Here is a 26,393-nt window from a genome sequence, read left to right on the forward strand (position 1 = left end):
GCGCATGAACTTCACCGATATCTTTATCAAGCGGCCGGTACTCGCCGCCGTCGTGAGCATGCTGATCCTCGTGCTCGGCGTGCGCGCGCTGATCGCGCTCAAGGTGCGCGAATATCCGCAGACCGAAAACGCCGTGGTCACCGTCACCACCGCGTACTACGGCGCGAGCGCCGATACGATCGCCGGCTTCATCACGCAGCCGATGGAAGCGGCGATCGCGCAGGCGCAGGGCATCGACTATATGTCGTCGACGAGCACGACGGGCGTGTCGACGATCACCGTCACGCTGCGCCTGAATTACGACTCGAATCGCGCGCTCACCGAAATCAACACGCAGATCGCCTCGGTGCGCAACCAGTTGCCGCCGCAGGCGCAGCAGCCGGTGCTGACGGTGCAGACGGGCGAGACGACCGACGCGATGTATATGGGCTTCTACAGCAGCGTGCTGCCGAGCAATAACGTCACGGACTACCTGTTGCGTGTGGTCAAGCCGAAGCTCGATTCGATCGAAGGCGTGCAGACGGCCGAAGTGCTCGGCGGACGCCAGTTCGCGCTGCGCGCCTGGCTCGATTCGGCGCGCCTCGCCGCGCACAACGTGACGGCACAGGACGTCTATACCGCGCTCGGCAACAACAACTACCTGGCGACGCTCGGCACGACCAAAGGCCAGATGGTGTCGGTCGACCTCAACGCAGGCACCGATCTGCATACCGTCGACGACTTCAGGAAGCTCGTCGTCAAGCAGAAAGGCACCGCGATCGTGCGGCTCGAAGACGTCGCGAACGTCGTGCTCGGCGCCGACAACTACGACTTCAACGTCGCGTTCTCGGGCAAGCGCTCGGTGTTCATCGGCATCAAGGTGGCGCCCGACGCGAACATTCTCGATGTCGCGAAGCGCGTGCGCACCGCGTTCCCGGGCTTGCAGTCGCAGTTCCCGACCGGCATGACCGGCGACATCGTCTACGACGCAACCGACTTCGTGAACACGTCGATCGAGGAAGTGATCAAGACGCTCGTCGAGGCGCTGCTGATCGTGACGGTCGTGATCTTCCTGTTTATCGGCAGCCTGCGCGCGGTGATCATTCCGGTGGTCGCGATGCCGCTGTCGCTGGTCGGCACGTTCTTCGTCATGCAGGCGCTCGGCTACTCGGTCAACCTGCTGACGCTGCTTGCGCTCGTGCTCGCGATCGGCCTCGTGGTGGACGACGCGATCATCGTCGTCGAGAACGTCGACCGCCATATGAAGGAAGAAGGCCGGCCGCCGTTCGAGGCCGCGCTGATCGCGGCGCGCGAACTGGGCGGCCCGATTCTCGCGATGACGGTCGTGCTGATCGCCGTGTATGCACCGATCGGCTTCCAGGGCGGCCTCACGGGCGCGCTCTTTACCGAGTTCGCGTTCACGCTGGCAGGCGCCGTAACGGTATCGGGCATCATCGCCTTGAGCCTTTCGCCGATGATGTGCTCGCGCTTTTTCACGAGCGAACAGGAATCGAACCGCTTCGTACGGTTCGTCGACCGGCAGTTCGAGCGCGTGCACCGCGGTTATTCGCGCATCCTGCACGCGACGCTCGACACGTGGCCCGTGTTTATCGTAATGGGCGTGTTGCTGCTCGGCGGCACCGTGTACCTCTTCATGACGTCGCAATCGGAACTCGCGCCGCAGGAAGACCAGGGCATCGTGCTATCGCAGATCCAGGGGCCGCCGAACGCGACGATCCAGCAGATGCAGACGTACGCGGACCAGGTGTTCGAGATCTCGAAGCAGTTGCCCGAATACTCGCAGATGTTCCAGCTGACCGGCGCGCCGACGCTGAATCAGGGCATCGGCGGCGTGCTGTTCAAGACCTGGGACAAGCGCAAGAAAGGCGCGACGCAACTGCAGCAGGAACTGCAGCAGAAGTGGAACGGCATCGCGGGCGCGCGCGTGGCCGCCTTCCAGTTTCCGCCGCTGCCGGGTGCGCAAGGGCTGCCCGTGCAGTTCGTCATCACGACGACCGAGCCGTTCGAGAACCTCAACGAGGTCGCACAGTCGGTGCTCGCGAAGGCATACCGGAGCGGCATGTTCTTCTACGTCGACAGCGACCTGAAGCTCGACAAGCCCGAAAGCGTGCTGGTCGTCGATCGCGACAAGGTCGCCTCGCTCGGCATGACGCAGGCCGATGTCGGCGCGGCGCTCGGCGCGGCGCTGGGCGGCAACTACGTCAACTACTTCTCGATCGCGGGCCGCTCGTACAAGGTGATTCCGCAAGTGTTGCAGACCGACCGCCTGAATCCGTCGCAGGTGCTCGACTACTATCTGCGCACGCCCGACGGCAGCGTGATTCCGGCGTCGACCGTCACGCATCTGAAGCAGCAGGTCGTGCCGGAGTCGATCAACCACTTCCAGCAGCTGAATTCGGCGACGATCTCCGGCGTCGTCGTGCCCGGCGTCTCGCAAGGCGAAGTGCTCGATTTCCTGCGCAAGGCGACGGCCGAAGCGGCGCCGTCCGGCTATGCGGCCGACTATGCGGGGCTCTCGCGCCAGTTCGTGCAGGAGTCGGGCGGCTTCGTCGTCACGCTGCTGTTCGCGACGATCATCGTGTTTCTCGCGCTCGCCGCGCAGTTCGAGAGTTTCCGCGATCCGATCGTGATTCTCGTGTCGGTGCCGATGGCCCTGTTCGGCGCGCTGATCTTTATCAACGTCGGGCTGTCGACGCTCAACATCTACACGCAGGTCGGACTCGTCACGCTGATGGGGCTCGTGAGCAAGCACGGCATTCTGATCGTGCAGTTCGCGAACCAGTTGCAGCGCGCCGGCAAATCGAAGCGCGAGGCGCTCGAAGAGGCGGCTGCCGTGCGGCTGCGGCCGATTCTGATGACCACCGCCGCCATGGTGTTCGGCGTGCTGCCGCTCGTGATCGCCTCGGGCGCGGGCGCGGCAGGCCGCAATGCGATGGGCCTCGTGATTTTCACCGGACTGTCGATCGGCACGTTGTTTACGCTCTTCGTCGTGCCGGCGATGTATATGTTCATCGGCGCCGATCATCACAAGGACAACCGCGGCGACCGGCAGACGCCGGGCATCGCCTGACCGCCGGCCGGCGTCATGGTCGGCAGGCGGCGCGCTCAAGCAAAGCGCGCCGCCTGCCGTTTTTCATCGTCCTTTTGTTGCTGTGCTTACGCCGCCGATGAGTACGCGAGCCGCGACGCCGGAAAAGCGACCGGCGTTTGCGGCGCATTCCTGAAATGCAGCAGATGCCAGTAGCGGAACGCGTTGACGCGCTCCGAGCGGATCAACTGGAAGCCGGAAAAATTCAGCACCTCTTCGAGCGGAAAATCCGACTTGAAACCGATCACCGATTCGAGGCCCGCGAGCAGCCGCTCGAACGCACGGACCCAGCGGTTACTCGAGGCGAAGTGATTGACGACGATCACTTCGCCGCGCACCTTGCATACGCGCGAGATTTCGCTGAGGAAGGCGGCCGGATCGGGCACGACCGAAGCGACATACATCGCGACGACGAAGTCGAAACTGTTGTCTTCGAATTGCAGCGCGGTCGCATCCATGTTCACGATGCGAATCTCGTTGCCGAGACCTTTCGATTCGACGCGGCGCCGTGCGCGATCGAGCATTTTCTCGGAAATATCGACGCCCGTGATGCGCAGATCGGACCGGTAAAGCGGCAGCGAAAGGCCGGTGCCGAGCCCGACTTCGAGAATCTTCGCGCCCTCTTCGGCTCTCGCGTTGATGTGCCCGGTACTGCGCTCGCGGCCATGCTGGAACGCGCGCCCAAACAGGTAATCGTAAAAACCCGCCGCGAAATCGTAGATTTGTTCGACTCTCATCGCGCCCTCGCTTGAATGTACCGACTGTCGGGAAGATGCCTGGCCGCGGCGTGGTTCCCGGACTATCGCCATCGCGTTGTCATATCGGTCCGGTCGGCAATCGCGGTCCGCAAAGACCGCAATCGTCGCGGGCGTCGAATCGGGACAGTGTCCGATCGTCACGGCGCCAGATACAACAACCAGGGAATCGAACTATTCCGGAACGGGGTCACGACTGCGGGCGAAACGCGCTTTTAGCGCGCCGGCTTCGAGACCTGCGCATGCGGCGTACCCGCTTCGAGCCGTGCGCGAAGCGAAGCGATCACGCCGGTCCAGTCGCCCCGTGCCGGCTGCCGGAAGAGCCGCGCCGTTGCGTACCACGGGCTGTCGCTTCGCTCGAGTTGCCATCGCCAGTCCGGCATGAACGGCAGCGCAATCCACACGGGCTTGCCGAGCGCGCCCGCGAGATGCACGACCGCCGTGTCGACGCCGATCACGAGATCGAGCCGGGCGATCAGCGCCGCCGTATCGGCGAACGACGTGAGGCGCGGTGCGACGTCGCGCAGCACGCCGCGGGTTTCGATTTCGGCGAGAGACGCGCGGTCGCTGTCGCGCACGTCGTGCTGCAGCGAAACGAAGTCCGCCTGCGCATCGAATAGCGGTTGCAACTGCTCGAGCGGAATCGCGCGGTTGCGGTTGCGATCGTTGAGCAACATGCGGCTTCCGGACCACACGATGCCCACGCGCGGACGTCCGGAAGCCTGCGCGAACAGATCGTCCCATTGCGCGACGAGCGATTCGGGCGCGTGCAGATAAGGACCGGCCGTGTCGAAATCGGCTTCGCGCAGTTTCAGCGCGAGCGGCAAGCTCAGCATCGGAATGTGATAGTCGAACGCCGGCACCGGCGCGCGCTCGCCGATCACGTCGGCCGCGCCGCGATAGTGCTGCAACAGCGGCAGCAGCGCGTCCTGCACGCGCAGTACGACGCGTGCGCCCATCGCCGTGAGGCGCTCGACGAACCGCACGAACTGCAGCGTGTCGCCGAAGCCCTGCTCCTGATGCACGAAAACCGTCTTGCCGGCAATCGGCTGCGCACCGGTCCATTGCGTGCTTTCCGGCAAGCCGTGGCTCATCGTGCCGTCGCGCCAGCGCCATTCGTATTCGCGCCAGCCGTGCTCGAATTCGCCGCGCAGCAGATTCGTCTGCGCCCGGTTGGTCCGGGCGCCCGCGTCGTTTGGATCGATCGCCAGCGCCTTTTTGAACTGAAGCATCGCTTCGTCGAAGCGCCCCAGATCGCGCAACGCGACGCCGAGATTCGTATACGCGGGCACGAAGCGCGGCTTCAGTCTGATCGCTTGCTCGTAGGCAGTGCGTTCGTCGTCGAAGCGCTCCATCTGGCCGAGCAGCGTGCCGCGGTTGTAGTGCGCTTCGGCCGACTGCGGCTGGAGTTTGCACAGATGCTCGAGCTTTTCGAGCGCGCGCGGCAAGTCGCCGACCTGAACCAGCGACATCGCCGCGCCATGCAGCGACGCGATATGGTTCGGCAACTGCGCGAGACAACGCTCGAACAGCGCGATCGCGTCGTCGTGACGCTGCGCCGACTGACACACCTGTGCCGCGAAGTTCAGGTCGTCGACAGGCATCGGTATGCGCGTCGATGCCTCCAGGAGGTGGGCTGCCGCGCGCGCGTGGTCGCCCTGCCGCGCAGCGATGAAGCCGAGACCCGCATGCGCTTCGCCGTGATCGGGCGCACTCGCCAGCACGCTTTGCAGCAGGCGTGCGGCTTCGTCGAATCGACCGGCGGCGTAGTGCCGTTGCGCCTCGGCCAGCGTGGGTTCGAAATCGTGACTCATGCAAACCTGATGTAATGCGCTCGGATTCGCCGCTCGACGATCCGTATTGACCAGATAAGGCCTGGGTCGACCAGGCAAGGACCCGTAGTTTAACCACTTGATCACGCAACGCGCCGGCAGCTCGCGCAGCCCGCTATTGCCGCAACAGTCGTACGCGCGCGAGCCCTTCGAGCGAGTACACGGCAAGCGCGATCCAGATCGCGCCATAGCCGATCAGTTGCGTGCCGCTGAACGGCTCGCGATAGATCAGCACGCCGATCAGCAACTGCAATGTCGGCGTCACATATTGCAGCAGCCCGAGCATCGACAGCGGAATGCGCCGCGCACCCGACGCGAACAGCAGCAGCGGAATGGCCGTAATCGGCCCGGCGAGCGCGAGCAGCACCTTCAAACCGGCCGGCGCCGCGCCGAAGCTGCTATCGCCATGCAGCGACAAGGCCGCGAGATACAGCAACGCAACCGGCAGCAGCAGGATCGTTTCGAGCGTGAGCCCTTCGAGCGCGCCGAGCTTCGCCGTCTTGCGCAACAATCCATAGCCGCCGAACGTCAGCGCGAGCGCAATGCTGATCCAGGGCGGCCGGCCGTTTTCCCACGTGAGCCATAACACGCCCGACGTGGCGATCGCGACCGCGAGCCATTGCACGGGCCGCAACCGCTCGCCGAGAAACCCGAGGCCGAACAGCACGCTGACGAGCGGCGTAACGAAGTAACCGAGGCTCGCCTCGACGATATGACCGGAATTGACGGCCCAGATATAGGTGCCCCAGTTCGCCGACAGCAGCGCCGCGCTCGCCGCGAAGCGCGCAAGCAGGCGCTTGTCGCGCAGCACGGGGCCAAGCCAGCGCCACTGCAGCCGCGCGGTCAGCACGATAAACAGGAACACCATCGACCAGACCATGCGGTGCGCGAGAATCTCGAGCGGCGCGATCTGCTGCAGCGATTTGAAGTAAACGGGAAAGAGCCCCCAGATCGTGAAGGCGAGAAACGCGTAAGCAACGCCGTAGTTCATTGTGATTGACGAAGTGCAAGATCGGGCGAATTGTATTGTAAGCTTCGGTTCACACAATCCAATGCGCGCAAGATTGCCGGTTTTGCGACAATACGGGTCTTTCGGCATACGCGCTCGTCAATTTCCACAAAGAAATCGCCGATCCGGTGCAATCGGCCAATCTTAAGGACGGTCCGCCGTTCACCTGATGTCATTCCCCGATGTCTCTTCCGCACATAGATTTTTTATACTCCGCCTCCGGACTCTTCGTTGGTTTTCTTGTCGGCTTGACGGGCGTCGGCGGCGGCTCGCTGATGACGCCGATTCTCGTGCTGCTGTTCAACGTTCACCCGGCCACCGCGGTCGGCACCGATCTGCTCTATGCGTCGGTGACGAAAGCGACGGGCACGCTCGTGCATGGCGCCAAAGGTTCGGTCGACTGGGGCGTCACGCTGCGTCTTGCCGCGGGCAGCGTGCCGGCCGCGACGATCACGCTGATTCTGCTGCATCGTTACGGCATGGACACGCCGCGCGGCAGCTATCTGATCCAGGTCGTGCTCGGTGCGGCGCTGTTGATCACCGCGACTGCGCTCGTATTCCGGCCGCAGCTCGCGGCCTTCGCGTCGCGCCATCGGCCGGCACCCGCATACGGCAACACGCTTGCGCTGACGATGCTGACGGGCGCCGTGCTCGGCGCGCTCGTCACGCTGACGTCCGTCGGCGCGGGCGCAATCGGCGTGACGGTGCTGTTGCTGTTGTATCCGGCACTGCCGGTATCGCGCATCATCGGCTCCGACATTGCGCATGCGGTGCCGCTCACGTTGCTGGCGGGCGCGGGGCACTGGCTGCTCGGGTCGATCGACTGGTCGGTGCTGGTGTCGCTGCTCGTCGGGTCGTTGCCGGGCATCGTCGCGGGTAGCCTGCTGTCCGCCAAGGCGCCGGAGAAATTGCTGCGCCATATGCTCGCCGCCACGCTGACCGCGGTCGGCGTGAGGCTCGTGCTGGCTTGACCGAAACTACTTGAAGAACCGGCAGTTCAGATCCGTTTCGAACTCGCGAACCCAGATGCCGGCGCTGTCCTCGTGATACGACTGCGCCCAGCCGCCGCGCCGTACGGTCACGAGCCGCCGTTCCTGCGCGGTGTCGTGCGCATCGATCGTTGCGGTCACATCGAAATGCGCGGGCGCAAAACCGTGCCGCGCGCACACCAGTTCGAAAGCCGCCCGTTCGCCGATCGGCAAGTCGGTGTACCTCAAAAGTATCGTGTCCATTATGCGACTCCGATTCCCGATACCTCACAGTACGACACCGAGTCGGTAAATTATGTGTCGTCGCGCACAGGCAGCCCACGTATCCGAAGCGTTTATCGCGTCGATCGTGCGTAGCAGCGCACGGACATGTCCATCGATGCGCGATGAATCGGCTGACCGGCCGCCTAACGCGGCACATTGACGATACCGAAACTGACCCTGATCGCATTCGCCCCGGGGCTCGCGACGATCGGCGGCAGATTCGCCGTGTCGAGCGCGGGCGCGGAACCGGGCGTGCCGCCGCGCGGCACCGTGCGCACCACCTGCGACGGCGGCAGTGCCGCGCCGCTCTTCAGATGACTCCACATCAGGTTCAATGCCTGCAGGTTGTAGTAATGCAGCGGCACATAGCGCGTATCGAAACCCGCGACGCCGAGGAACGAATCGAAATGCTGGGCATTCGTGACTTCGTAAAACGACAACCGGCTGCTCGACCCTTCGGCAAGGCTGTTCATCGCGAGATACGGGCGCGAAGCGTGATTGACCGGCACGAGCGCGTCGCTTCTGCCCTGCACGATGATGGCCGGCTTGCCGCGCAGATTCGCGTTCACGCGAATCGCGTTGACGCTCGTTTGCATGCGCGGATCGCCGCCGGTCCATAGTCCGCGCAGGCACACCGCGCCGGAAAAGCTTGCATCGGCGGTCGCGAGCCGATGATCGAAACCGAACGGCGGAAGGTTGTACACGAGGTTGATGCCGTTGGTCGGCGGCACGCCGTTGCCGAGGCCGAAGATCGACGGCATCGGCAGGACGGGCGGCGGCACGCCGGCCGCGCCTTGCGCGTTCGTCGTGCCGAAACTGAAGCCGCAGAGGTTGTCGCCGACGCTCGACTTCGTATACGCGTTCATGTAAGTGACCGCGACTGCCGGCACCGCCTGCGAATCCCACATCGACGCCTGCAGCAGGTCGGAGTCGGTTTCGTAGCCGGCCGAATGGAGCCGGTTCAGCGCGTCGCTCGCTTGCGTCGCGAGATTGCCGCTGTTGACGAAACCGCTGCCCGCGAGCGATGCGCAGCGCGCGGCGCGGATGGCCTGTGTAGTGGCGAGCGGCAGCGTCGACAGATAGGGCGCGCCGAGCAGCGCGGGCGCCGCCGCGGCGCATGGCTGCAGCAGGTTCGCATAAGTGATGTAGTCGGCCAGCGGCGCGCCTGCCGACGCGATACGCAGGCCGCCTTCGAACACCTGGGCGTTCGGCGACATGTTGAGATTGATCTGCGGCTCGCCGACCACGACCGCGGTAATCCACCCTTGCGTGTCCTGCTCGGCGGCCGCGAGCGATGCGCCACCGCCGTTGCTGACCGACGCGGCGATCGTCGTGATGCTGCCCGTCCGATAGCGCACGCCGTGGTTCCTGTCGTCGACCATCGGGGCGAACTGCTGATTCAGCACCCAGTACGCAAACTGGATGGCCTCGAGCGTGTCCTTGCCCCAGTCCTGTTCCGGGTTCTGCTGCGAGTGCGCGTGCTTGTACGCGTAGCGGTTCGGGAATGTCTGATTGAAGATCGCGAGACTGGACAGCGGCAGGTTCGCGGTAAAGAGACTTTTCGTGCCGGCCGTGTTCGCGTTGGCAAGGCGGCCGTCGATCAGCGTAACGAGATTGGTCGTCAGTTCGTGGGCGCCGTTGCCGGTGCCCTTATCGGTGTACGCGACCGCGCAGCCACGCTTCAAACCCCACTCGCCCGCCGCCGAAATCGCGCCGTAGACGCCGCGCGAGCCCGACGACGTGGCCGTGACGATGCACGGATTCGCCGGATCGAAGCCGGCTGGCAGCTGGACGAGCAATGTGACGTTCTGCAGGCCGCTGCCGTCGTCCGCATAAGCGATGTATTCGGTGCCCGCGATCTTGCCTTCGCCTAGCGTGTCGTTTCCGTTCAGGTCGATATTCGGCCCCCAGAAGCGTCCGTATCCGCCGTTCGCGGTGATGTCGACGAGCGCGCGGTAGTTCGACCAGATCGCGAGCCGCCGCAGTTCGGCGCTGCTCGGCGCGGACGGGTTCGCAAAGCCGGGCGCGGCGCCGGCGAGGCCGGTCTTGCCGAGGCCTGCGGTCAGAAGATCGTCGCTGTTGCCGTCGTAGAAGGTCGTCGTCATGCTGCTCGAGACGACGAAGGCCGGCAGCACGTTGATCGACGAGCCGCTCGTGCCGCCGCCGTCACCGCAGCCGCAGACGAGCGCCGCGGCGCACGCAATGGTCGCGCAACGCAAGGACGTGGTTGCCGGCATGGTTGTTGTCTCCTGTGCGACGCAAGCAAGACAGACACACCGTGAGCGTAGTAGACGAAACGCCCGGCACAAAGGAATGTCGCAGCACATGAGCGCATGCGCGCAAACATGAAGCACGACGCATAAACGAGAAACGGGCCTCGGCGTTTTACCGAAGCCCGTTTCTCCGGTCGGTCCGGCTCGCGCGCAGGCGACCGGCGAGCAAGCCGCTGCCGGTCACGTACGGCGTGCGCGAAACGCCGATCGCGTGCAGCGCTTACTGTTGCTGCACGTTCAGCTTGTTCGAAACCGACGACACGCCGGCCACGCCCTTCGCCGTGGTGCCGGCGAGCTCGATCTGGCCCTGGTCGGGCACCGTGCCCGTCAGCGTCACCGCGCCGCCCTTCGCGCGCACGGCGATGCTCGACACGTCGAGGCCCTTGGCCTTCGCGAGTGCCGCACGGACCTTATGGCCAAGCTGGCGATTGGCCTTCTTTTCGGCCTTCACGCTCGTCTGCGCGGCCTGAGCGCCCGCTGCTGCGTCGCTTGCCTGCGCGTACACGTTGCATGCAACCATCACTGCCACCACACCACCCAACGCCTTCAGAACTGCCGATTTCATGATTTCTCCTTTTTCACTTCGGATTGGCGCGATCGGCCTGGGCCGCAGTAATGCACCCGGCCAGGCCAGACCGCATTGCGGCTTCGTTACGACTTCGTTTCAAACAGACCGACGCACGCGTCAAGCGCACCCCGCTCGCAGACAACGACACGCGAACACAGGCGCGCCCGACGCGAAGTCGGCCGGTTGACCGGCTGACGCGGCAGGCGAGAGACGAGAGGCGGGAGACTGAGTAAACGGAACGACAGCAAGGGAGCAGACCGGACCGGTGCCGCGCGGCTCCACGACGTGCCCGATTCTTGTGACCGGATTGCGCGTGCGAGCGCGGATGCGCGACAGCGACGCCAATTTAATCTAGCGCAGCAAAAATCGCAAAGCTTTTAACGACGAAATCGCCGCGGATCGGCTCAGATGTTGGGCCGCCGCCGACTCGCGCCCGCGCAATCCTGCGCGCGGCGCGCCGGCGCACGCGAGCCGCCCGGAGTCGTGCAGGCGCGCATGCGCACGCGCTTCGCACTCACGAATTGTTACGCGTTTGTGGCCGCGACGCGGCCGTTCGCGCGCCGCCGCGCCGGCAATCTCATGTACCATCGGCGCGAGCATCGTCGACAGCATGCCGCCCTAGCCGCCACGACCTCCAATGACAGCACCCAACGGCCCCGACATCGACCAGAGCGCCGACGCGAAGCGCGGCGCAAAGCCAGCCGGCAAGCGTCCGCGCCTCGTCGCGCGCTTCGTCGCCATCTCGTGGCGCGACCTCGCGGTCACGTTCTTGCCTATCCTGCTCGTGAGCGCTATCGCGATCTGGGCCGCCGTGCGCCTGATCCAGCCCGCGCCGCCCGATACGCTGACGATCAGCACCGGCCCGCGCGGCAGCACATTCTGGAATGCCGCCCAGCGCTACAAGGAAATCCTCGCGCGCAACCGCGTCAAGCTCATCGTGCTCGACTCCGAAGGTTCGGCCGAGAACCTGCGGCGGCTTCTCGACCCGAACGCAAAAGTCGACGTCGCGTTCGTGCAGGACGGCATCGCGAAGGGCAAAACCGACGGGCTCATGTCGCTCGGCAGCGTCGCGTACGTGCCGGTGGCGATCTTCTATCATGGGCCGAGCGTCGAATGGCTGTCCCAATTCAAGGGGCAGCGCATCGCGATCGGCGCCGAAGGCAGCGGCACGCGCGAACTCGCGCTCGCGCTGCTCGCGGCGAACGGCATCACGCCGGGCGGTCCGACGAAGCTTCTGCCGCTGTCGGGCGACGATGCGGCGAAGGCGCTCGTCGACGGCAAGATCGACGCGGCGTTCCTGACCGGCGACTCCGCGCAGCCGCCGGTCATGGTCAAGCTGTTCCGCACACCGAATATCCAGTTCTACGATTTCACGCAGGCGCACGCTTATGCGGGACGCTTTCCGTACCTGACGCGCATCGAGCTGCCGATGGGCTCGCTCGATCTCGGCAAGAACATCCCGTCGAAGACGCTGCAAATGGTCGCGCCGACCGCCGAGCTCGTCGCGCGCACGTCGCTGCATCCGGCACTATCTGACCTGCTGATCGAAGCCGCGCGCGAGGTGCACGGCAAGGCAACCGTGCTGCAGCGCGCGGGCGACTTCCCGGCGCCGCTCGCGCACGACTTCCCGATCAGCGACGATGCGGCGCGCTACTACAAGTCGGGCAAGAGCTTCCTGTACCGCACGCTGCCGTTCTGGATCGCGAGCCTCGCGGACCGGCTTCTGGTCGTGCTCGTGCCGATCATCGTCGTGCTGATTCCGGGCCTGCGGCTCGTGCCGTCGCTGTACGCATGGCGCGTGCGTTCGCGAATCTACCGCTGGTACGGCGCGCTGATCGCGATCGAGCGCGGCGCGCTGTCCGAGACGTCGCAAGCCGAACGCGACACGCTGATCGAGCGGCTCGATGCGATCGAGGAAGCGGTCAACGGGCTCAAGATGCCGCTTGCCTATGCGGACCAGTTCTATGTGCTGCGCGAACATATCGGCTTCGTGCGCGAGCGGCTCACGCGTCCGCGCGAAGCGCATGCGGAGGCGCAAGAGACGGCGCCGCCGGCCGCGGAGCCGCCCGCCGATGCGGGAGCGCCCGCGCAGGCGGCAGAGCAGGAAACGGCGCAGGCAGTCGAGGAAAAGGCGGAACACGAAGGGCAACACGAAGGGCAACCGCAGCAGGCCGCCGACGCCGACCGCGACGGGCAGATATCGAGCGACGCGCCGCGCGCGGGGCAGGCCGGCCCTACCCATATTGCGTGAGCGTCGCTCGCGGGTTGCCGCCCGAGCGGATCGACCGGGCTCATCGGATCGACCCGTCACCCCGGCGACGCGGAGGCCCGTCGACCCGGCAGCCCGGCAGCCCGGCCGTTTCCGGTCGGCCGGTTGCGCCGCCATCACGCAACCCGTCAGGCGAAACCCGCATTGCGCACACATTCGGCGCTTCGCCAGCCGCGCCGGTGCTGCGCGGCGGTTCGGCTTTGCGTAAGATCGAGGGCAACCGGCACGGCGCGCATCCCTCAGACGTTCTGAAGGTCAGACGTTCAGGCATTCGGCAGCGCCGCCGTGCCACACTGGAAATCCCGGGAGACATCATGACCGATGGCATCGACGCCACGCAGCCACTGTGGTTTTACGACTTTGTCTCGCCGTTTTCGTACCTGCTGCTCGAGCAGTACGATAAATGGCCGGGCCTTCCATTCGTGATGACGCCAACCTCGTTGAACGAGGTGTACGGCCACTGGCGGCAGCGCCTCGCGTACGACGTTCCCGCCAAGCGCGTCTTCACGTATCGCTATGCGCTGTTTCGCGCGGAACAGCTTGGCATTCCGTTCAGGATGCCGCCTGTGCATCCGTTCGATTCGACGAAGCCGATGCGTCTTGCAGCCGCGATTCGCGCGGACGCGAACACGGTACGCGAGATTTTCCGCTTCATCTGGCGCGAAGGCCGCGACCCGTCGACGCCCGACGGCTTCGCGCTGCTGTGCGAGCGTCTCGGCATCGCGGACGGCCCCGCACTCGTCGAAACCGAGGAGGCCAAGGCGCAACTGCAGCGCAATAACGCCGATGCGATCGCGCTCGGCGTATTCGGCGTGCCGACCTTCTGGATGAACAAGCAGCTGTTCTGGGGCGAAGACGCGTTGCCGATGGTGCTCTATTGCGCGCGCACGCCAAACTGGCTCGAGTCGAAAGAGGTCAAGCGGATTTCCTCGCTTCCCTCGGCATTCCCGAAGCCGTGATTGCCGGCGCCATGCTTTCGCGAGCATGACGGCGGGCGGCCGATGCTGATGCCCGCCATACCCCGCGCGCTATGCCTCATGCGTGCGTAAAGGCTTAAGGTTACGCAAGGAACGACCCGACCGACGCTCAAACCGTGGATGACACTACCGCTACCCTCGACATCTGGCTCGTGCGCGTGCTGCGCACGCTGCTCGTCGAGCGCAGCGTCACGCAGACCGCGCTGCGCCTGAACCAGACGCAGCCGGCCATCAGCACGGCGCTGCGCAAACTGCGCGAAACGCTGAACGATCCGATTCTCGTGCGCGGCAAGTCGGGGATGGTGCCGACCGAATACGGCGAGTCGCTGCTTGCGTCGGCGCAAAAGGTGCTGCGCGACGTCGACTTCGTCGCGACGCCGCATGGCGATTTCGACCCGGCGCGCTCGCGCCGCGCATTTCGCATCGCCGCGCCCGACTACCTGAACGACTTCTTCATGCCGACCGTGATCGCGCAATTCCGCGACGCGGCGCCGCATGCGCGGCTCGAGATCGAGTCGCTGGGTCCGCTGCTCGATCATGCGGCGGCGCTCGACAAGGGTGAACTCGATCTCGTGATCGGCAACTGGCCGAAGCCCGACGGGCGCTTCGAACGCAGCGACCTGTTTTCGGACAGCGTCGTCTGCATGATGCGCGCGGACCATCCGCTTGCGCAGGCGCCGCTCTCGCGCGAAGCGTATCTCGCGGCGCCGCATCTCGCGCCGACGCCGTATAGCGGCGCGCGCGCCGGCGCGATCGACGCGGGCTTCGAGCGCGCGGGCGCAACGCGCCGCATCGTCGCCATGCTGCCGTACTTCGGGCTCGTGCCGCACGTGCTGCTGCAGTCGGATCTGATCTTCACGACGACGCGCCGCTTCGCGATGCACTATGCGAACCTGCTGCCGCTCGCAGTCATCGATGCGCCGATTCCGTTCCCGCGCATCCGCTGCTATCAGATGTGGCATCCGCAAACGGACCGGCCAAGCGATCTTGGCTGGCTGCGCGGCCTGCTCGCGCAGGTATCGGCGAACCTCGTCGCGCACAAGACGCGGCGCACGCGCGACGGCAGCGACGAGGCCGCGCGGGCGCCTCGATCGGGCACGGCATCAGCCGCGCCGCCGGAACAGGCCGGTGCGAGCGACGATATCGACTTCGACGCCGGCCCGCACGCCGGATTCGATGCGAGCGAACCGCGCATCACGCGTTCGCGCTGAGGTCGCTTCAGTCGCTGCAGTCGCTTCAGTCGCCTCAATTCGCTCCGGCCGCTTCAATCGCTTGATCCACGACTGCCACGTCGGCCACTTCAACCGCTTCAGCCGCCGGACGCGCACCTCGCACTTGCAACAACTGCGCGCAGACAGCGAGCGCAATCGCGTGCGGCGCCTTGTCGGTGATGCCGCCGACACCGATCGGGCACGTCATCTCAGCCATCCGCGCGGGGTCGACGCCGCGCTCGAGCAGGCGCCGTTCGAATTTCACGCGCTTCGTCTTCGAACCGATCATCCCGAAGTACGCGAAGTCGCGCCGCCGCATGATCCGCGACGCGAGCGCGAAGTCGAGCGCGTGGTTGTGCGTCATCACGAGAAAATACGTACCGGCCGGTGCCTGATCGACGATCGCTTCTGGCGTGTCGGTCGCTTCGACCTGCACGTTCGCGGGCACGTCGTCGGGGAACAGTTCGTCGCGTTCGTCGACCCATTGCACGACGCACGGGAGGCTGCCGAGCAGCGTCACGAGCGCATGGCCGACATGGCCCGCGCCGAACAGCACGATATGCATCGGCGGCGGCAGGCTCGCGCGCCGGCCGCTGCAGCGGCAGCCCGCTTGCAGCGGTGGGACATCCGTCGGCGCTTGCGGCGAAGATCCGCGCGTCAATTCGGGCGCGAAGCACGAGTTCATCATCGCTGCCATCCTTGCGCCTGCGTATGCATGGCGCGCACGGCGCCGACCGCCTTGAGGATCGCTTCGCCCGTTGCCGGCGCGTTCAACGGCGGATTCACGCGATAATCGGCAACGCTGGCAACCGCGTCGCGAATCGCGAAGAACACCGAGAACGGCAACAACAGCGGCGGCTCGCCAACCGCCTTCGAGCGGTGAATGCTGTCTTCCGCGTTGCGATTTTTGAACAGGTTCACACGGAAATCGGGCGGCATGTCGTTGACGGTCGGAATCTTGTAGGTGGAAGGCGCATGCGTCATCAGCTTGCCGCCCTCGTTCCACCACAGCTCCTCGGTGGTGAGCCAGCCCATGCCCTGCACGAACGCGCCTTCCACCTGGCCGATATCGAGCGCCGGATTCAGCGACGCGCCCACATCGTGCAGCGCATCGGCGCGCAGCACGCGCATCTCGCCCGTCAGCGTATCGATCACCACTTCCGAAACGGCGGCACCGTACGAGTAGTAGAAGAACGGGCGGCCTTGCAGCTTCGCCTGATCCCAATAGAGCTTCGGCGTCGCATAGAAACCGTCGGACCACAACTGCACGCGCGCGAGATACGCTTTCGCGATCACTTCGTCGAACGGTACGACCGCTTCGCCCACGATCACGTTATCGTTCGCGAAGCGCACCGCGGCGGCGGTCGCCTGTCCCGCGCCGTAGCGTTCGGCCGCAAACGCGGCAAGCCGCTCGCGCAACTGGCGCGCGGCATCCTGCGCGGCCTTGCCGTTCAGATCCGTACCTGTCGATGCGGCCGTCGCCGACGTGTTCGCCACCTTGCTCGTATCGGTTGCCGTCACGCGTACGCGGCCAAAACCGATGCCGAGCTCGTGCGCGACGACCTGCGCGACCTTCGTGTTGAGCCCCTGCCCCATCTCCGTGCCGCCGTGATTCACGAGCACCGAGCCGTCCGTGTAGATATGGACGAGCGCGCCCGCCTGGTTGAAGTGCGTGACGTTGAACGCGATGCCGAATTTCACCGGCGTCAGCGCAATGCCCTTTTTCAGCACGGCGTTGTGTTCGTTGAAGTCGCGGATCGCCGCGCGCCGCGCGCGATAGTCGCTCGTGGTTTCGAGTTCGCCGATCAGTTCGTGCAGCACGTTGTCTTCGACGATCTGGCCGTACGGCGTCTGGTTGCGCTCTGTTTTGCCGTACAGATTGCGGCGCCGCACGTCGAGCGGATCGAGCCCGAGCGAGCGCGCGACATTGTCGATGATGTATTCGATCGCGAACGCGCCTTGCGGTCCGCCGAAGCCGCGAAACGCCGTGTTCGACTGCGTGTTGGTCTTGCCGCAGAAGCCCGCGATCGCGACATCGGGCAGCCAGTATGCGTTATCGAAGTGGCACACGGCGCGCGTCATCACCGGCCCCGACAGATCGGCGGAGAAGCCGCAGCGCGACGTCATGTCGACCGACACGCCTTCGAGCATGCCGTCGTCGTCGTAGCCGACTTCGAACGTGTAGTGGAAATCGTGGCGCTTGCCCGTGACCATCATGTCGTCGTCGCGGTCGGGGCGCAGCTTGACGGGGCACAGCAGTTTCCATGCGGCAAGCGCCGCGCAGCAGGCGAACAGGCCCGACTGCGATTCCTTGCCGCCGAAGCCGCCGCCCATGCGCCGGCATTCGACGAGCACGTTATGGGACGCGACGTTCAGCACATGCGCGACCAGATGCTGCATTTCGGCCGGATGCTGCGTCGAGCACCAGACGTGCATGCCGTCGTCGTCTTTAGGCACCGCGTACGCGATCTGCCCTTCGAGATAGAACTGCTCCTGGCCGCCCAGCAGCATCTCGCCGGCCTCGCGATGCGCGGCGCGCGCGATCTGCGCGCCGGCCTCGCCGCGCGCGAGCTTCATCGGCGCGACCACGCTCCGATTCGCCGCGCGCGCCTGTTGCGCAGTCAGCACGGCGGGCAGTTCCTCGTAAACCACTTGCGCGCGCCGCGCCGCGAGGCGCGCGGTGTCATGCGACGTCGCCACGACGATAAACATCGGCTGGCCGACGTACTGCACGACGCCGTCCGCGAGAACGGGATCGTCGCCTTTGACGATCGGCGCGCAGTCGTTGTGGCCGGGAATGTCGTCGGCGGTGAACACCGCGACCACGCCCGGCGTTGCGCGCACCTGGTCGAACGAAATCGAGACGATCTTCGCGTGCGCCTTCTGCGACAGGCCAAGCGCCGCGTGCAGCGTGCCGGCGACGAGCGCAATGTCGTCGGTGTAGGTCGCGCGGCCGGCCACGTGCAGATGCGCGGACTCGTGCGGGCGCGACACGTGCACCTGCGTGAACGTGTCGGGTTCGGCGAGTGCCTCGGCGCCTTTCAGGAACGGTTCGGCTTGCTGGTTCATGCGGATGATTCTCCGTGTCTCTTGTGTTGCGGCTTGTCTGGCGTGTTTCTGGCCTGTGTCTGTCTCGTGCCCGCCGGTCGCGCGTATCGCGCGTATGGTGCGTCTTACGCGGCCACGGCCGTCGCGGCCTGAACCGCACGCACATCGAGCGCCGACTTCGGCAGCGGATCGTGCGGACGCGTTTCGAGCCAGAACCGGTAAAGCGTATTTTTCGCGGTTTCAAGACGATAGTCGTCGGTGGCGCGCATGTCGGACAGCGGCGCGTAGTCGTTGGCCAGCGCCAGCATGGCGGCCTGCGCGGTCGCTTCATGCCACTGCGCGTCCCGCAGCACGCTTTCCGCGTGCGTGGCGCGCTTCGGCGTCGCTGCCATGCCGCCGAACGCGATGCGCGGCTCGCGAATCGCGTCGCCGTCCGCGATAAACGCGAAGGCCGCGCACACGGCCGAAATATCGGAATCGAAGCGCTTCGAGATCTTGTACGTGCGAAAACGCAGGTTCGCGCGCGCACCGGTACGCGTCGGCACCTTCACCGCGACCACGAACTCGTGCTCGGCCATGTCCTTCTTCTGGTACGCGAGATAGAGGTCTTCGAGCGGCATCTCGCGCTCGACATCGCCGCCGCGCAGCACGACATGCGCGCCGAGCGCGATAAGCCCCGGCATCGAATCGCCGATCGGCGAGCCGTTCGCGACATTGCCGCCGAGCGTGCCCGCGTTGCGGATCGGCAGGGACGCGAAGCGCTGCCACATCTCGGTGAGTTCCGGGTAAAGCTTCGCGAGCCCCGCGTACGCGGCTTCGACGGTCACGCCCGCGCCGATGCGCAGCCAGCCGCCGGCCGTTTCGATCTTCTGCAGTTCGGCAACCTGGCCCACGTAGACGATATCGCCGAGCGCGCGCATCTGCTTCGTGACCCACAGCCCGACGTCGGTGCTGCCGGCGAGGATGCGCGCCGCAGGTTGCGCTTCCTTGAGCCGCGCAAGCGCGTCGACGGTGCGCGGCGCGGCAAAACGCTGGCCCGCGTACTCGTATTCGAACGTCGCGTCGCGCTCGAGCGACTGCAGCGCGCGCGACAGCGCCGCGGTATCGACCGGCGCGGCCGGCGGCGGCAACCCGAACATCCGCATCGCCGCATCGACGATCGGCCGATAGCCCGTGCAGCGGCACAGATTGCCCGTCAGCGCGTTGGCGACCTCGTCGCGCGTCGGCACCGTGCCATTCGCGCCGCCGCAGGCGTGCGCGTGTTCGTGCGTCTCGCCATTCTCGTGGCCGGGCGGGCGGCCATATTCGTGGCCGTGCTTCTTGTACATCGCCCACATCGACATGACGAAGCCCGGCGTGCAGAACCCGCACTGCGAGCCGTGGCATTCGACGAGCGCCTGCTGCACCGGATGCAGCGAGCCATCGGGCTGGCGCAGGTCTTCGACGGTGAACAGCGCTTTGCCGTCGAGCGTCGGCAGAAACTGAATGCACGCGTTGACCGCCTTGAAGCTCACGCCGCCCAGTTCGTCGCGCTCGCCGACGACGACCGTGCACGCGCCGCAGTCGCCTTCCGCGCAGCCTTCCTTGGTGCCCGTGCAGCGCGCGTCTTCGCGCAGGTACTGCAGGACGGTGCGCGTGACCGGCGCGCCGCTGATTTCGCGGATCGCGTTGCGGTGATAGAAGCGGATCGGCTGGCTCATGTGTCGTGTCTCTCGTGTCTGATTCCGGCTTGCGGCGGATTTGGCGTTCGCGCGGGGGATGATGCAGCGGATGGTTCGAAAACTATCACCGCCGGTTCCGCCAACCCATAGCGTGAGGACCATGCAGCTCATATCGCCAGAAACATATTGAGATAGGCAAACGGACTGACGGTGCTTATACCGGCGCGTCCGTTGTGACGCGCTTCGGATTCGAATACGTCGTTTCGGCCAATTGCACCGAGTCGCGAGCTTCGGGATGTCGGAATGCGCCGAAAATCGGCCGCTATGGTCTGGCACCGTTTTGCCGACGATTTTTAAGCATCCGCTGCATGAAAGCCGGTTCCATGGGACAATCACGGACTTCCGCCGTTTTCAAGTCTCGTTTTCCCCATGTCCGCCGACTCCGCTTCGCCGCGCAGTGAATTTGCGACCACGTTGCAGATCATTCCGGTCGTCTTCTTTACGTTTGTTTGCTACCTGAATATCGGCATTCCGCTCGCGGTGCTGCCGGGCTATGTGCACGGCGGGCTCGGTTTCAGCACGGTGGTCGCCGGCCTCGCGATCAGCGTGCAATACCTCGCCACACTCGCGTCGCGCGCGCTCGCCGGCCGTTCGGCCGATACGCTCGGGCCGAAAAAGACCGTGTCGAACGGGTTGATTGCAAGCGGCGTCAGCGGCGTCGGGCTGCTGCTCGCCGCGCTGACGAGCCACTGGCCCGCGCTGAGCATCACGCTGCTCGTGGTCAGCCGCCTTGTGCTCGGCGTCGGCGAAAGCCTGTGCGGCACCGGCGCGATTCTCTGGGGCATCGGGCGCGTCGGTACCGCGAACAATGCGCGCGTGATCTCGTGGAACGGCATCGCCACTTACGGCGCGCTGGCGATCGGCGCGCCGTTCGGCGTCGTGATCGCGCGCGACATCGGCTTCGCTTCGCTCGGCATCGCGGTCATCGCGCTCGCCGCAGCCGGCTATGCACTCGCGCGGCTCGTGCCGTCGGTGCCGCTCGTGCACGGCGAACGGATGTCGTATCGCAGCGTCTTCGCGCGCGTGTTGCCGCACGGCCTCGGCCTCGCGCTCGGCTCGGTCGGCTTCGGCTCGATCGCAACGTTCATCACGCTGTTCTATGCGGCGCGGCACTGGCCGAATGCGGCGCTGTCGCTGACGCTGTTCGGCACGATGTTTATCGGCGCGCGCCTGCTGTTCGCGAACACGATCAAAACGTATGGCGGGTTTCGCGTCGCGATCGCGTCGTTTTCGCTCGAATGCGTCGGGCTGTTGATGTTGTGGCTCGCACCGGTGCCGCATGTCGCGCTGGCTGGCGCCGCGCTGACGGGCTTCGGCTTTGCGCTCGTGTTTCCGGCCCTCGGCGTCGAGGCGGTCGGTCTCGTGCCGCCCGCGAGCCGGGGCGCGGCGCTGTCCGCGTACTCGGTGTTTCTCGATCTGTCGCTGGGCGTGACCGGGCCGCTTGCCGGGTACATCGCGGGTCAGTTCGGTTATGCGTCCGTGTATCTGTTCGCGGCCGTTGCGGCCGCGGCGGCGATTGCGCTGACGATGGTGCTTTATCAGCGCTACGTGCGCGGTGTAACGGGGCCGACCGCGGCGGTTTGAACGGGTTCGTTGCGGGTTCGTTGCGGCGCCGCCAGGCGGCGCGCCGCTCCGGCTCAATGCGTGAGCAACTCGGCTTTCGCGCCCGCCTTCGTCCCATTCGACAACGACTTCTCGAGCGCCGCGACACCGGCCGGCAAATCGACGCCCACGCCAAGATCGACCATCGTCCGCCCGAACGCGTGCACGGTGCGAAACAGGTTGTGCTCGCGGCACTGTTCGCCCATCTGCCCGATCCGCACGATCGGCAAGCCGAACGACCCCGAGATCTCGACCTGGTGGTGACGCGAAATGTGCCCGCAGATATCGCCGGGACTCAACGTGCCCGGCACTTCGATGCCGATCACCGAATTGAGCCGGCATTCCCGCGGCGTATAAAGCTGCAGACCCATTGCCGTGATCGCCTCCTGCAACGCGAGCGAGCATTTCTGATGGCGGGCGAAGCGCTTCTCGAGTGTTTCCGCGCAAACGAGCCGCAATGCCTCGTGCAACGCGAGCACGCCCGACACCGGCGCCGTGTAGTGATATCCGGCGTTGTGCCAGAAATTTTCGGCAAGCGACGCATCGAGACACCAGTGCGGGCCCGGATCCTTGCGCGCCTTCACGCGCTCCCACGCGGCCTCGGAAAACGCGATCAGCGACACGCCGGGAATGGACGAGAGGCCCTTCTGCCCGCCTGTGATCACCGCATCGATGCCCCACGCGTCCATATCGAGCGGCATCGTACTCAGCGTGCACACCGCATCGACGACGACCAGCGCGCCGGCCGCCTTCGCCAGCGCGGCAATATCCTGCAGATGGTGATTCCACACGGTGTTCGAGGTCTCGCCCTGCACGATCGTGACGACTTCCGGACGCTCGCGGCCGATCGCCGCGGCAACCTCTTCGAGGCTCGCGACCGTGCGGTCCGGCACGTCGAGCAGCGACACCTTTGCGCCGACACGGCGGCCCATCTCGGCCATGCGCTCGCTGAAGAAGCCGTTCCTGATGCTGAGCATGCGCGTGCCCGGCCACGCGAGATTCGAGATCGCCATCTCCATCGCGGCCGAGCCGGGACCCGCGACGCCGAGCACCCACTTCGAATTCGTCTGGAACACGTAGCGCGCCATCGTCTTGACCTGCCCGACCACCTTCGACATCGTGCCGCCCAGGTGGTTGATGACGATCGCATTCGCCTTGGCCACCGCGGCGGGAATCGGCACCGGGCCGGCGCCCATCATCAGCAGCGGTTCTTCGGGGAGGATGGCGTCGAGCGATTCGACCTCGGGACAAGGAACGGTGGACGTTGTAGTGGACATAATCAGGTAAGCAGGCGAGCGAATGAAAATAGACAAAGCGCGTGGGCAACACGCGTAGACAAAGCGCGAGCAAAGCACGAGACAAACGCTTCAAAAACAAAACGCTTCAAAAACAGCCGTTCGAAACGGACCCGCCGGCAGGCTGCCGGCGGGCCGCTTTTTACCGCTGCGTCCGATCATTCACCGATCCGCACGAATGCGCAAGTTTTTTGACAGCGCGTACGATTCGTGTCCGCGCACTTCCGGTTCGATTCCGGCGCGCCCGTTCTGTCCTCGCGCCTCAAGGGCAGCCGCGACTGCGTCACTTCACCTTGTTCTTGTCGAGGCTTTTTCCGGTCGCGGCATTGAAACGCTCGACATATTCCTCGATGAGCTTGCGCACCGCGCGGCCGATCGCGCGATAGTCCGATTCGTTCAGATTCGCAAGCGACACGCGTCCCGACGGATGCGCGGTGCCGAAGCCGCGCCCCGGCAGCAGCACGACACGCGCTTCGCGCGCAAGGCGGAACAGCAGCTCGGACGGCTGCGTATTCTTCTTGATCCATTCGACGAACTCGCGGCCGTGAGCACGTTCGCCGAGGAATTCCATATCGAGGATCGTGTAGTAGTCGACCTGATTCGGATCGTCGTCTTCGAACGAGATGCCAACCTCTTCGTACAGCGCACGCTTGCGGTTGCGAATGAGCCGCTTCAATGCGCACTTGTACGCGTCGGGCGTGTCCATTAGAGAAAACAGCGAGAACAGCACCATCTGCACCTGCTGCGGCGTCGACAGGCCCGCGGTGTGATTGAGCGCGACCGTGCGGCTGTCCGCGACGAGCCGGTCGATAAACTTGAGCTTGTCGGGCTCGGTCGTGATCGACTCGTAGCGCGCATGCAGTTCCTTCTTCACGTCCTTCGGCAGTTGGGCGATCAGGCGATCGAGCACATTGTCGCGATGCGTTGCGATCGTGCCGAGGCGCCAGCCCGTCGCGCCGAAATACTTCGAATACGAATAGACCAGAATCGTATTCTTCGGCGCGAGTGCGAACAGCGACACGAAGTTGTCGGCAAACGTGCCGTACACGTCGTCGGTGAGCAGGATCAGGTCGGGCCGTTCCTTGACGATCTCGGCAATCTGCCGAAGACTTTCGTCGCTGATCTTCACCGACGGCGGGTTGCTCGGGTTCACGAGGAAGAACGCCTTCACCCTCGGGTCGCGCAGCTTGTCGAGTTCGGCCTCCGGGTATTGCCAGTTTTTTTCGACATCCGCGCTGAGGTTGATCACGTTCAGCTGGTAATCGTTCAGCCGGGGAATCTCGATGTACGGCGTGAAGATCGGCACGCCGAGCGCGATCGTGTCGCCGGCCTTGATCAGCCGGTTTTCGCGCATCGTGTTGAAGATATAGGTCATCGCCGCGGTGCCGCCTTCGACCGCGAAGATATCGAACTCGCCGACGAACGGATGCTTGCCGATCATCTCGCGCCGCAAATACTGGCCGACGATCAATTCCGACAGCTTCAGCATCCGGTCCGGCACGGGATAGTTCGACGCGAGAATGCCCTCGCACATCTCGTAGAGAAAGTCGCCATCCGGCAGCCCGAGCTGATCGCGCACATACGACACGGCGCCGCGCAGAAAGTCGATGCCTGGCACGCCTTTGTTTTCGCGCAGGAACAGCTCGAAGCGTTCGCTCAAGCCGTCGCGCTTCGGAAAGCCGCCGACACCCTCCGGCATATACGCAAACGAGCGCTCCGCTTCGCGCATCGCGAAGAGGCCCAGTTGCCAGAAGCCGTGGCGCGCAATGGTCGCGAGAAAGTTGGGATTGCCGCGGCCCGCATTGAGCATCGCGGTATTCGCGGGACGCTCGACCGCGCCGCCGCCGGCCGCCTTGATGAGCTCGTCCTTCAGCTCGAACGGGCTCAGCGCGGCGAGCTTCGCCTGCTCACCGCCGTCGCGCGTCGCACCGTCGGTCCCGTTAGCCGATTTGCCTTTTGCCATGGTCGTCTCCTCGTGGATGACATCCGTTTGACCGCGTCGCGAACACGAGCGGCAACGCGCACGACATTTCGGACAAGCCCGACAACGGGCAACGCGAGTTCCGTTCAAGACCCGAGCAATTCGGCGATCATTGATTTGCATCCCGAACCGACATGCGTTGCACACGTCGCGTGGAGCATCCCTGTCCAGCCAATCGATGCCGAATCGATTTGCATCAATGCGCAAGCACATCGCATTCGCGATGCGGATATCGCACATGCAGTTATCGCCGTGCCGCTTTAATAGATATGAAACCCAGGCTGGGCTGTCAATGTGATTTTGCAGCGGGCCGTCTCGTTACCGCGCTGCCGCAGACCGCCGCAGCGGCGCCGCATGGTGCGATACTGGACGACATGCACGCTCATTCCGGGAGCCGCAATGCGCATGATCCTGTTCAGCAGTCGTCAGTACGACCGCGACACGTTCAGCGAAGCCAACGCGTCGTTTCACTACGAACTGCACTTCCAGGAGTCGTATCTCGACAGCGAGACCGCGATCCTCGCCCACGGCTACGACGTCGTCTGTCCGTTCGTCAACGACACTGTCGATGCAGCCGTGCTCGAACAGCTGCACGCGGGCGGCACGCGGCTGATCGCGCTGCGCTCGGCGGGCTTCAATCACGTCGACCTCGCGGCAGCCGCGCGCCTCGATCTGCCGGTGCTGCATGTGCCCGCTTACTCGCCGCATGCGGTCGCGGAGCACGCGGTCGGGTTGATTCTCGCGCTGAACCGGCGTTTGCCGCGCGCGGTCGCACGCACGCGCGAAGGCGACTTTTCGCTGACGGGCCTGCTCGGTTTCGATTTGCACGGCAAGACCGTCGGCATCGTCGGAACCGGCGTCATCGGCCGCACGTTCGGCCGCATCATGGCCGGTTTCGGCATGCAGGTAATCGCATACGACCCGGGCCCGCCCGCCGCCGAGCTGCTCGCGCTCGGCGCGCAATACGTGCCGCTCGACACGCTGCTCGCCAGTGCGGATATCGTGAGCCTGCACTGCCCGCTCGTGCCGGCCACCTACCATATGATCGATGCGGCTGCGCTCGCGAAGATGAAGCGCGGCGCGATGCTGATCAACACGGGGCGCGGCGGGCTCGTCGAAAGCAATGCGCTCGTCGGCGCGCTGAAGAGCGGGCAGCTCGGCCATCTCGGACTCGACGTCTATGAAGAGGAAGGCGGCCTTTTCTTCGAGGATCACTCGGATACGCCGCTGCAGGACGATGTGCTCGCGCGGCTTCTGATGTTCCCGAATGTGATCGTCACCGCACACCAGGCGTTCTTTACGCGCGAAGCAATGAACGAGATCGCGCAAACCACGCTTGGCAACGTGAAAGCATGGTGCGACGGCGCGCCGGTCAATGTCGTGCGGCACGCGCCGGCGCGCGGCTGACGGCTGACGGCTGACGATGCGCGCCTCAGAGCCGCTTGCTCAGGCCGTTGTACCGCGCATGCCCGATGCGCCGGTCGAGCGGAAGGTCATGGTCGTCTGCGTGT

General features: G+C 65.2%; 18 protein-coding genes. 7 read left to right on the top strand and 11 right to left on the bottom strand.

Annotated elements, in window-relative coordinates; all coding sequences use genetic code 11:
* Positions 1 to 4: 4 nt before the first annotated feature.
* The gene (locus BTO02_RS16890; protein WP_075157994.1) at positions 5 to 3,070 is read left to right on the top strand and encodes an efflux RND transporter permease subunit; all 3,066 of its coding nucleotides are present in this window, start codon (positions 5 to 7) and stop codon (positions 3,068 to 3,070) included.
* A gap of 86 nt (positions 3,071 to 3,156) precedes the next feature.
* On the opposite strand, the gene BTO02_RS16895 is transcribed toward BTO02_RS16890, so the two are convergent.
* The 3 genes from BTO02_RS16895 to rarD all read right to left on the bottom strand — a co-directional run bounded on the left by BTO02_RS16895 (position 3,157) and on the right by rarD (position 6,666).
* On the bottom strand, positions 3,157 to 3,825 hold the full coding sequence (locus BTO02_RS16895; protein ID WP_075157995.1) for a class I SAM-dependent methyltransferase: 669 nt from the start codon (positions 3,823 to 3,825) through the stop codon (positions 3,157 to 3,159).
* A 233-nt stretch (positions 3,826 to 4,058) separates the two neighbouring features.
* On the bottom strand, positions 4,059 to 5,657 hold the full coding sequence (locus BTO02_RS16900; protein WP_075157996.1) for a tetratricopeptide repeat protein: 1,599 nt from the start codon (positions 5,655 to 5,657) through the stop codon (positions 4,059 to 4,061).
* Positions 5,658 to 5,790: 133 nt separating this feature from the next.
* Entirely contained in the window at positions 5,791 to 6,666 is an 876-nt protein-coding gene (gene rarD, locus BTO02_RS16905; RefSeq protein WP_075157997.1) for an EamA family transporter RarD, read from the bottom strand.
* A gap of 200 nt (positions 6,667 to 6,866) precedes the next feature.
* On the opposite strand from rarD, the gene BTO02_RS16910 reads away from it, so the two are divergent.
* Complete coding sequence (locus BTO02_RS16910; protein WP_075157998.1) at positions 6,867 to 7,655, top strand: sulfite exporter TauE/SafE family protein; 789 nt, start codon at positions 6,867 to 6,869, stop codon at positions 7,653 to 7,655.
* 6 nt (positions 7,656 to 7,661) lie between these two features.
* Here BTO02_RS16910 and BTO02_RS16915 read toward each other — a convergent pair whose 3' ends face one another.
* The 3 genes from BTO02_RS16915 to BTO02_RS16925 form a co-directional block, all read right to left on the bottom strand.
* Positions 7,662 to 7,916 carry a hypothetical protein gene (locus BTO02_RS16915; RefSeq protein ID WP_075157999.1) on the bottom strand — a complete coding sequence of 85 codons (255 nt, stop codon included), beginning with the start codon at positions 7,914 to 7,916 and terminating at the stop codon, positions 7,662 to 7,664.
* Between the two features lie 164 nt (positions 7,917 to 8,080).
* On the bottom strand, positions 8,081 to 10,174 hold the full coding sequence (locus BTO02_RS16920; protein ID WP_075158000.1) for a D-(-)-3-hydroxybutyrate oligomer hydrolase: 2,094 nt from the start codon (positions 10,172 to 10,174) through the stop codon (positions 8,081 to 8,083).
* Positions 10,175 to 10,430: 256 nt separating this feature from the next.
* On the bottom strand, positions 10,431 to 10,775 hold the full coding sequence (locus BTO02_RS16925; RefSeq protein ID WP_075158001.1) for a BON domain-containing protein: 345 nt from the start codon (positions 10,773 to 10,775) through the stop codon (positions 10,431 to 10,433).
* Between the two features lie 640 nt (positions 10,776 to 11,415).
* On the opposite strand from BTO02_RS16925, the gene BTO02_RS16935 reads away from it, so the two are divergent.
* The 3 genes from BTO02_RS16935 (at position 11,416) to BTO02_RS16945 (ending at position 15,235) form a co-directional block, all read left to right on the top strand.
* On the top strand, positions 11,416 to 13,029 hold the full coding sequence (locus BTO02_RS16935) for a TAXI family TRAP transporter solute-binding subunit (RefSeq protein WP_083615163.1): 1,614 nt from the start codon (positions 11,416 to 11,418) through the stop codon (positions 13,027 to 13,029).
* Between the two features lie 332 nt (positions 13,030 to 13,361).
* On the top strand, positions 13,362 to 14,006 hold the full coding sequence (locus BTO02_RS16940) for a 2-hydroxychromene-2-carboxylate isomerase (RefSeq protein ID WP_075158003.1): 645 nt from the start codon (positions 13,362 to 13,364) through the stop codon (positions 14,004 to 14,006).
* Positions 14,007 to 14,140: 134 nt separating this feature from the next.
* Positions 14,141 to 15,235 (top strand): LysR substrate-binding domain-containing protein, encoded by a 1,095-nt coding sequence (locus tag BTO02_RS16945; protein WP_083615164.1) that lies wholly within the window; start codon positions 14,141 to 14,143, stop codon positions 15,233 to 15,235.
* Positions 15,236 to 15,269: 34 nt separating this feature from the next.
* On the opposite strand, the gene xdhC is transcribed toward BTO02_RS16945, so the two are convergent.
* The 3 genes from xdhC to xdhA all read right to left on the bottom strand — a co-directional run bounded on the left by xdhC (position 15,270) and on the right by xdhA (position 19,983).
* A complete protein-coding gene (gene xdhC, locus BTO02_RS16950) occupies positions 15,270 to 15,923 on the bottom strand; it encodes a xanthine dehydrogenase accessory protein XdhC (protein ID WP_232243383.1) in 654 nt (217 codons plus the stop codon).
* A complete protein-coding gene (gene xdhB, locus BTO02_RS16955; RefSeq protein WP_075158004.1) occupies positions 15,920 to 18,304 on the bottom strand; it encodes a xanthine dehydrogenase molybdopterin binding subunit in 2,385 nt (794 codons plus the stop codon). The genes xdhC and xdhB overlap by 4 nt, the downstream gene beginning before the upstream one ends.
* Positions 18,305 to 18,408: 104 nt before the next feature.
* Complete coding sequence (xdhA, locus tag BTO02_RS16960) at positions 18,409 to 19,983, bottom strand: xanthine dehydrogenase small subunit (RefSeq protein ID WP_075158005.1); 1,575 nt, start codon at positions 19,981 to 19,983, stop codon at positions 18,409 to 18,411.
* 390 nt (positions 19,984 to 20,373) lie between these two features.
* Here xdhA and BTO02_RS16965 point away from each other — a divergent pair, with 390 nt between their 5' ends.
* Positions 20,374 to 21,588, top strand: a complete 1,215-nt coding sequence (locus tag BTO02_RS16965; protein ID WP_075158006.1) for an MFS transporter — start codon at positions 20,374 to 20,376, stop codon at positions 21,586 to 21,588.
* 53 nt (positions 21,589 to 21,641) lie between these two features.
* Here the strand turns inward: BTO02_RS16965 and BTO02_RS16970 are convergent, their stop codons facing one another.
* Together BTO02_RS16970 and BTO02_RS16975 are read right to left on the bottom strand one after the other, a co-directional pair.
* A complete protein-coding gene (locus tag BTO02_RS16970) occupies positions 21,642 to 22,883 on the bottom strand; it encodes a pyridoxal-phosphate-dependent aminotransferase family protein (RefSeq protein WP_075158007.1) in 1,242 nt (413 codons plus the stop codon).
* Between the two features lie 301 nt (positions 22,884 to 23,184).
* Positions 23,185 to 24,864 (bottom strand): bifunctional aspartate transaminase/aspartate 4-decarboxylase, encoded by a 1,680-nt coding sequence (locus BTO02_RS16975; RefSeq protein WP_075158008.1) that lies wholly within the window; start codon positions 24,862 to 24,864, stop codon positions 23,185 to 23,187.
* A 417-nt stretch (positions 24,865 to 25,281) separates the two neighbouring features.
* Between BTO02_RS16975 and BTO02_RS16985 the strand changes: the two genes are divergently transcribed.
* Positions 25,282 to 26,289, top strand: a complete 1,008-nt coding sequence (locus BTO02_RS16985) for a 2-hydroxyacid dehydrogenase (RefSeq protein WP_075158010.1) — start codon at positions 25,282 to 25,284, stop codon at positions 26,287 to 26,289.
* The last annotated feature ends 104 nt before the right edge of the window (positions 26,290 to 26,393 follow it).

The organism is Paraburkholderia sp. SOS3 (assembly GCF_001922345.1).
Lineage (GTDB): Bacteria > Pseudomonadota > Gammaproteobacteria > Burkholderiales > Burkholderiaceae > Paraburkholderia.

Excerpts from the sequence above, each read along its gene's own strand:
- xdhC (WP_232243383.1), bottom strand. The coding sequence starts at position 15,923 with ATGATGAACTCGTGCTTCGCGCCCGAATTGACGCGCGGATCTTCGCCG.
- BTO02_RS16895 (WP_075157995.1), bottom strand. The coding sequence starts at position 3,825 with ATGAGAGTCGAACAAATCTACGATTTCGCGGCGGGTTTTTACGATTAC.
- BTO02_RS16925 (WP_075158001.1), bottom strand. The coding sequence starts at position 10,775 with ATGAAATCGGCAGTTCTGAAGGCGTTGGGTGGTGTGGTGGCAGTGATG.
- BTO02_RS16890 (WP_075157994.1), top strand. The coding sequence starts at position 5 with ATGAACTTCACCGATATCTTTATCAAGCGGCCGGTACTCGCCGCCGTC.
- BTO02_RS16985 (WP_075158010.1), top strand. The coding sequence starts at position 25,282 with ATGCGCATGATCCTGTTCAGCAGTCGTCAGTACGACCGCGACACGTTC.
- BTO02_RS16970 (WP_075158007.1), bottom strand. The coding sequence starts at position 22,883 with ATGTCCACTACAACGTCCACCGTTCCTTGTCCCGAGGTCGAATCGCTC.
- BTO02_RS16935 (WP_083615163.1), top strand. The coding sequence starts at position 11,416 with ATGACAGCACCCAACGGCCCCGACATCGACCAGAGCGCCGACGCGAAG.
- BTO02_RS16975 (WP_075158008.1), bottom strand. The coding sequence starts at position 24,864 with ATGGCAAAAGGCAAATCGGCTAACGGGACCGACGGTGCGACGCGCGAC.
- BTO02_RS16965 (WP_075158006.1), top strand. The coding sequence starts at position 20,374 with ATGTCCGCCGACTCCGCTTCGCCGCGCAGTGAATTTGCGACCACGTTG.
- BTO02_RS16920 (WP_075158000.1), bottom strand. The coding sequence starts at position 10,174 with ATGCCGGCAACCACGTCCTTGCGTTGCGCGACCATTGCGTGCGCCGCG.
- BTO02_RS16910 (WP_075157998.1), top strand. The coding sequence starts at position 6,867 with ATGTCTCTTCCGCACATAGATTTTTTATACTCCGCCTCCGGACTCTTC.
- xdhA (WP_075158005.1), bottom strand. The coding sequence starts at position 19,983 with ATGAGCCAGCCGATCCGCTTCTATCACCGCAACGCGATCCGCGAAATC.
- BTO02_RS16900 (WP_075157996.1), bottom strand. The coding sequence starts at position 5,657 with ATGAGTCACGATTTCGAACCCACGCTGGCCGAGGCGCAACGGCACTAC.
- BTO02_RS16940 (WP_075158003.1), top strand. The coding sequence starts at position 13,362 with ATGACCGATGGCATCGACGCCACGCAGCCACTGTGGTTTTACGACTTT.
- BTO02_RS16915 (WP_075157999.1), bottom strand. The coding sequence starts at position 7,916 with ATGGACACGATACTTTTGAGGTACACCGACTTGCCGATCGGCGAACGG.
- rarD (WP_075157997.1), bottom strand. The coding sequence starts at position 6,666 with ATGAACTACGGCGTTGCTTACGCGTTTCTCGCCTTCACGATCTGGGGG.
- xdhB (WP_075158004.1), bottom strand. The coding sequence starts at position 18,304 with ATGAACCAGCAAGCCGAACCGTTCCTGAAAGGCGCCGAGGCACTCGCC.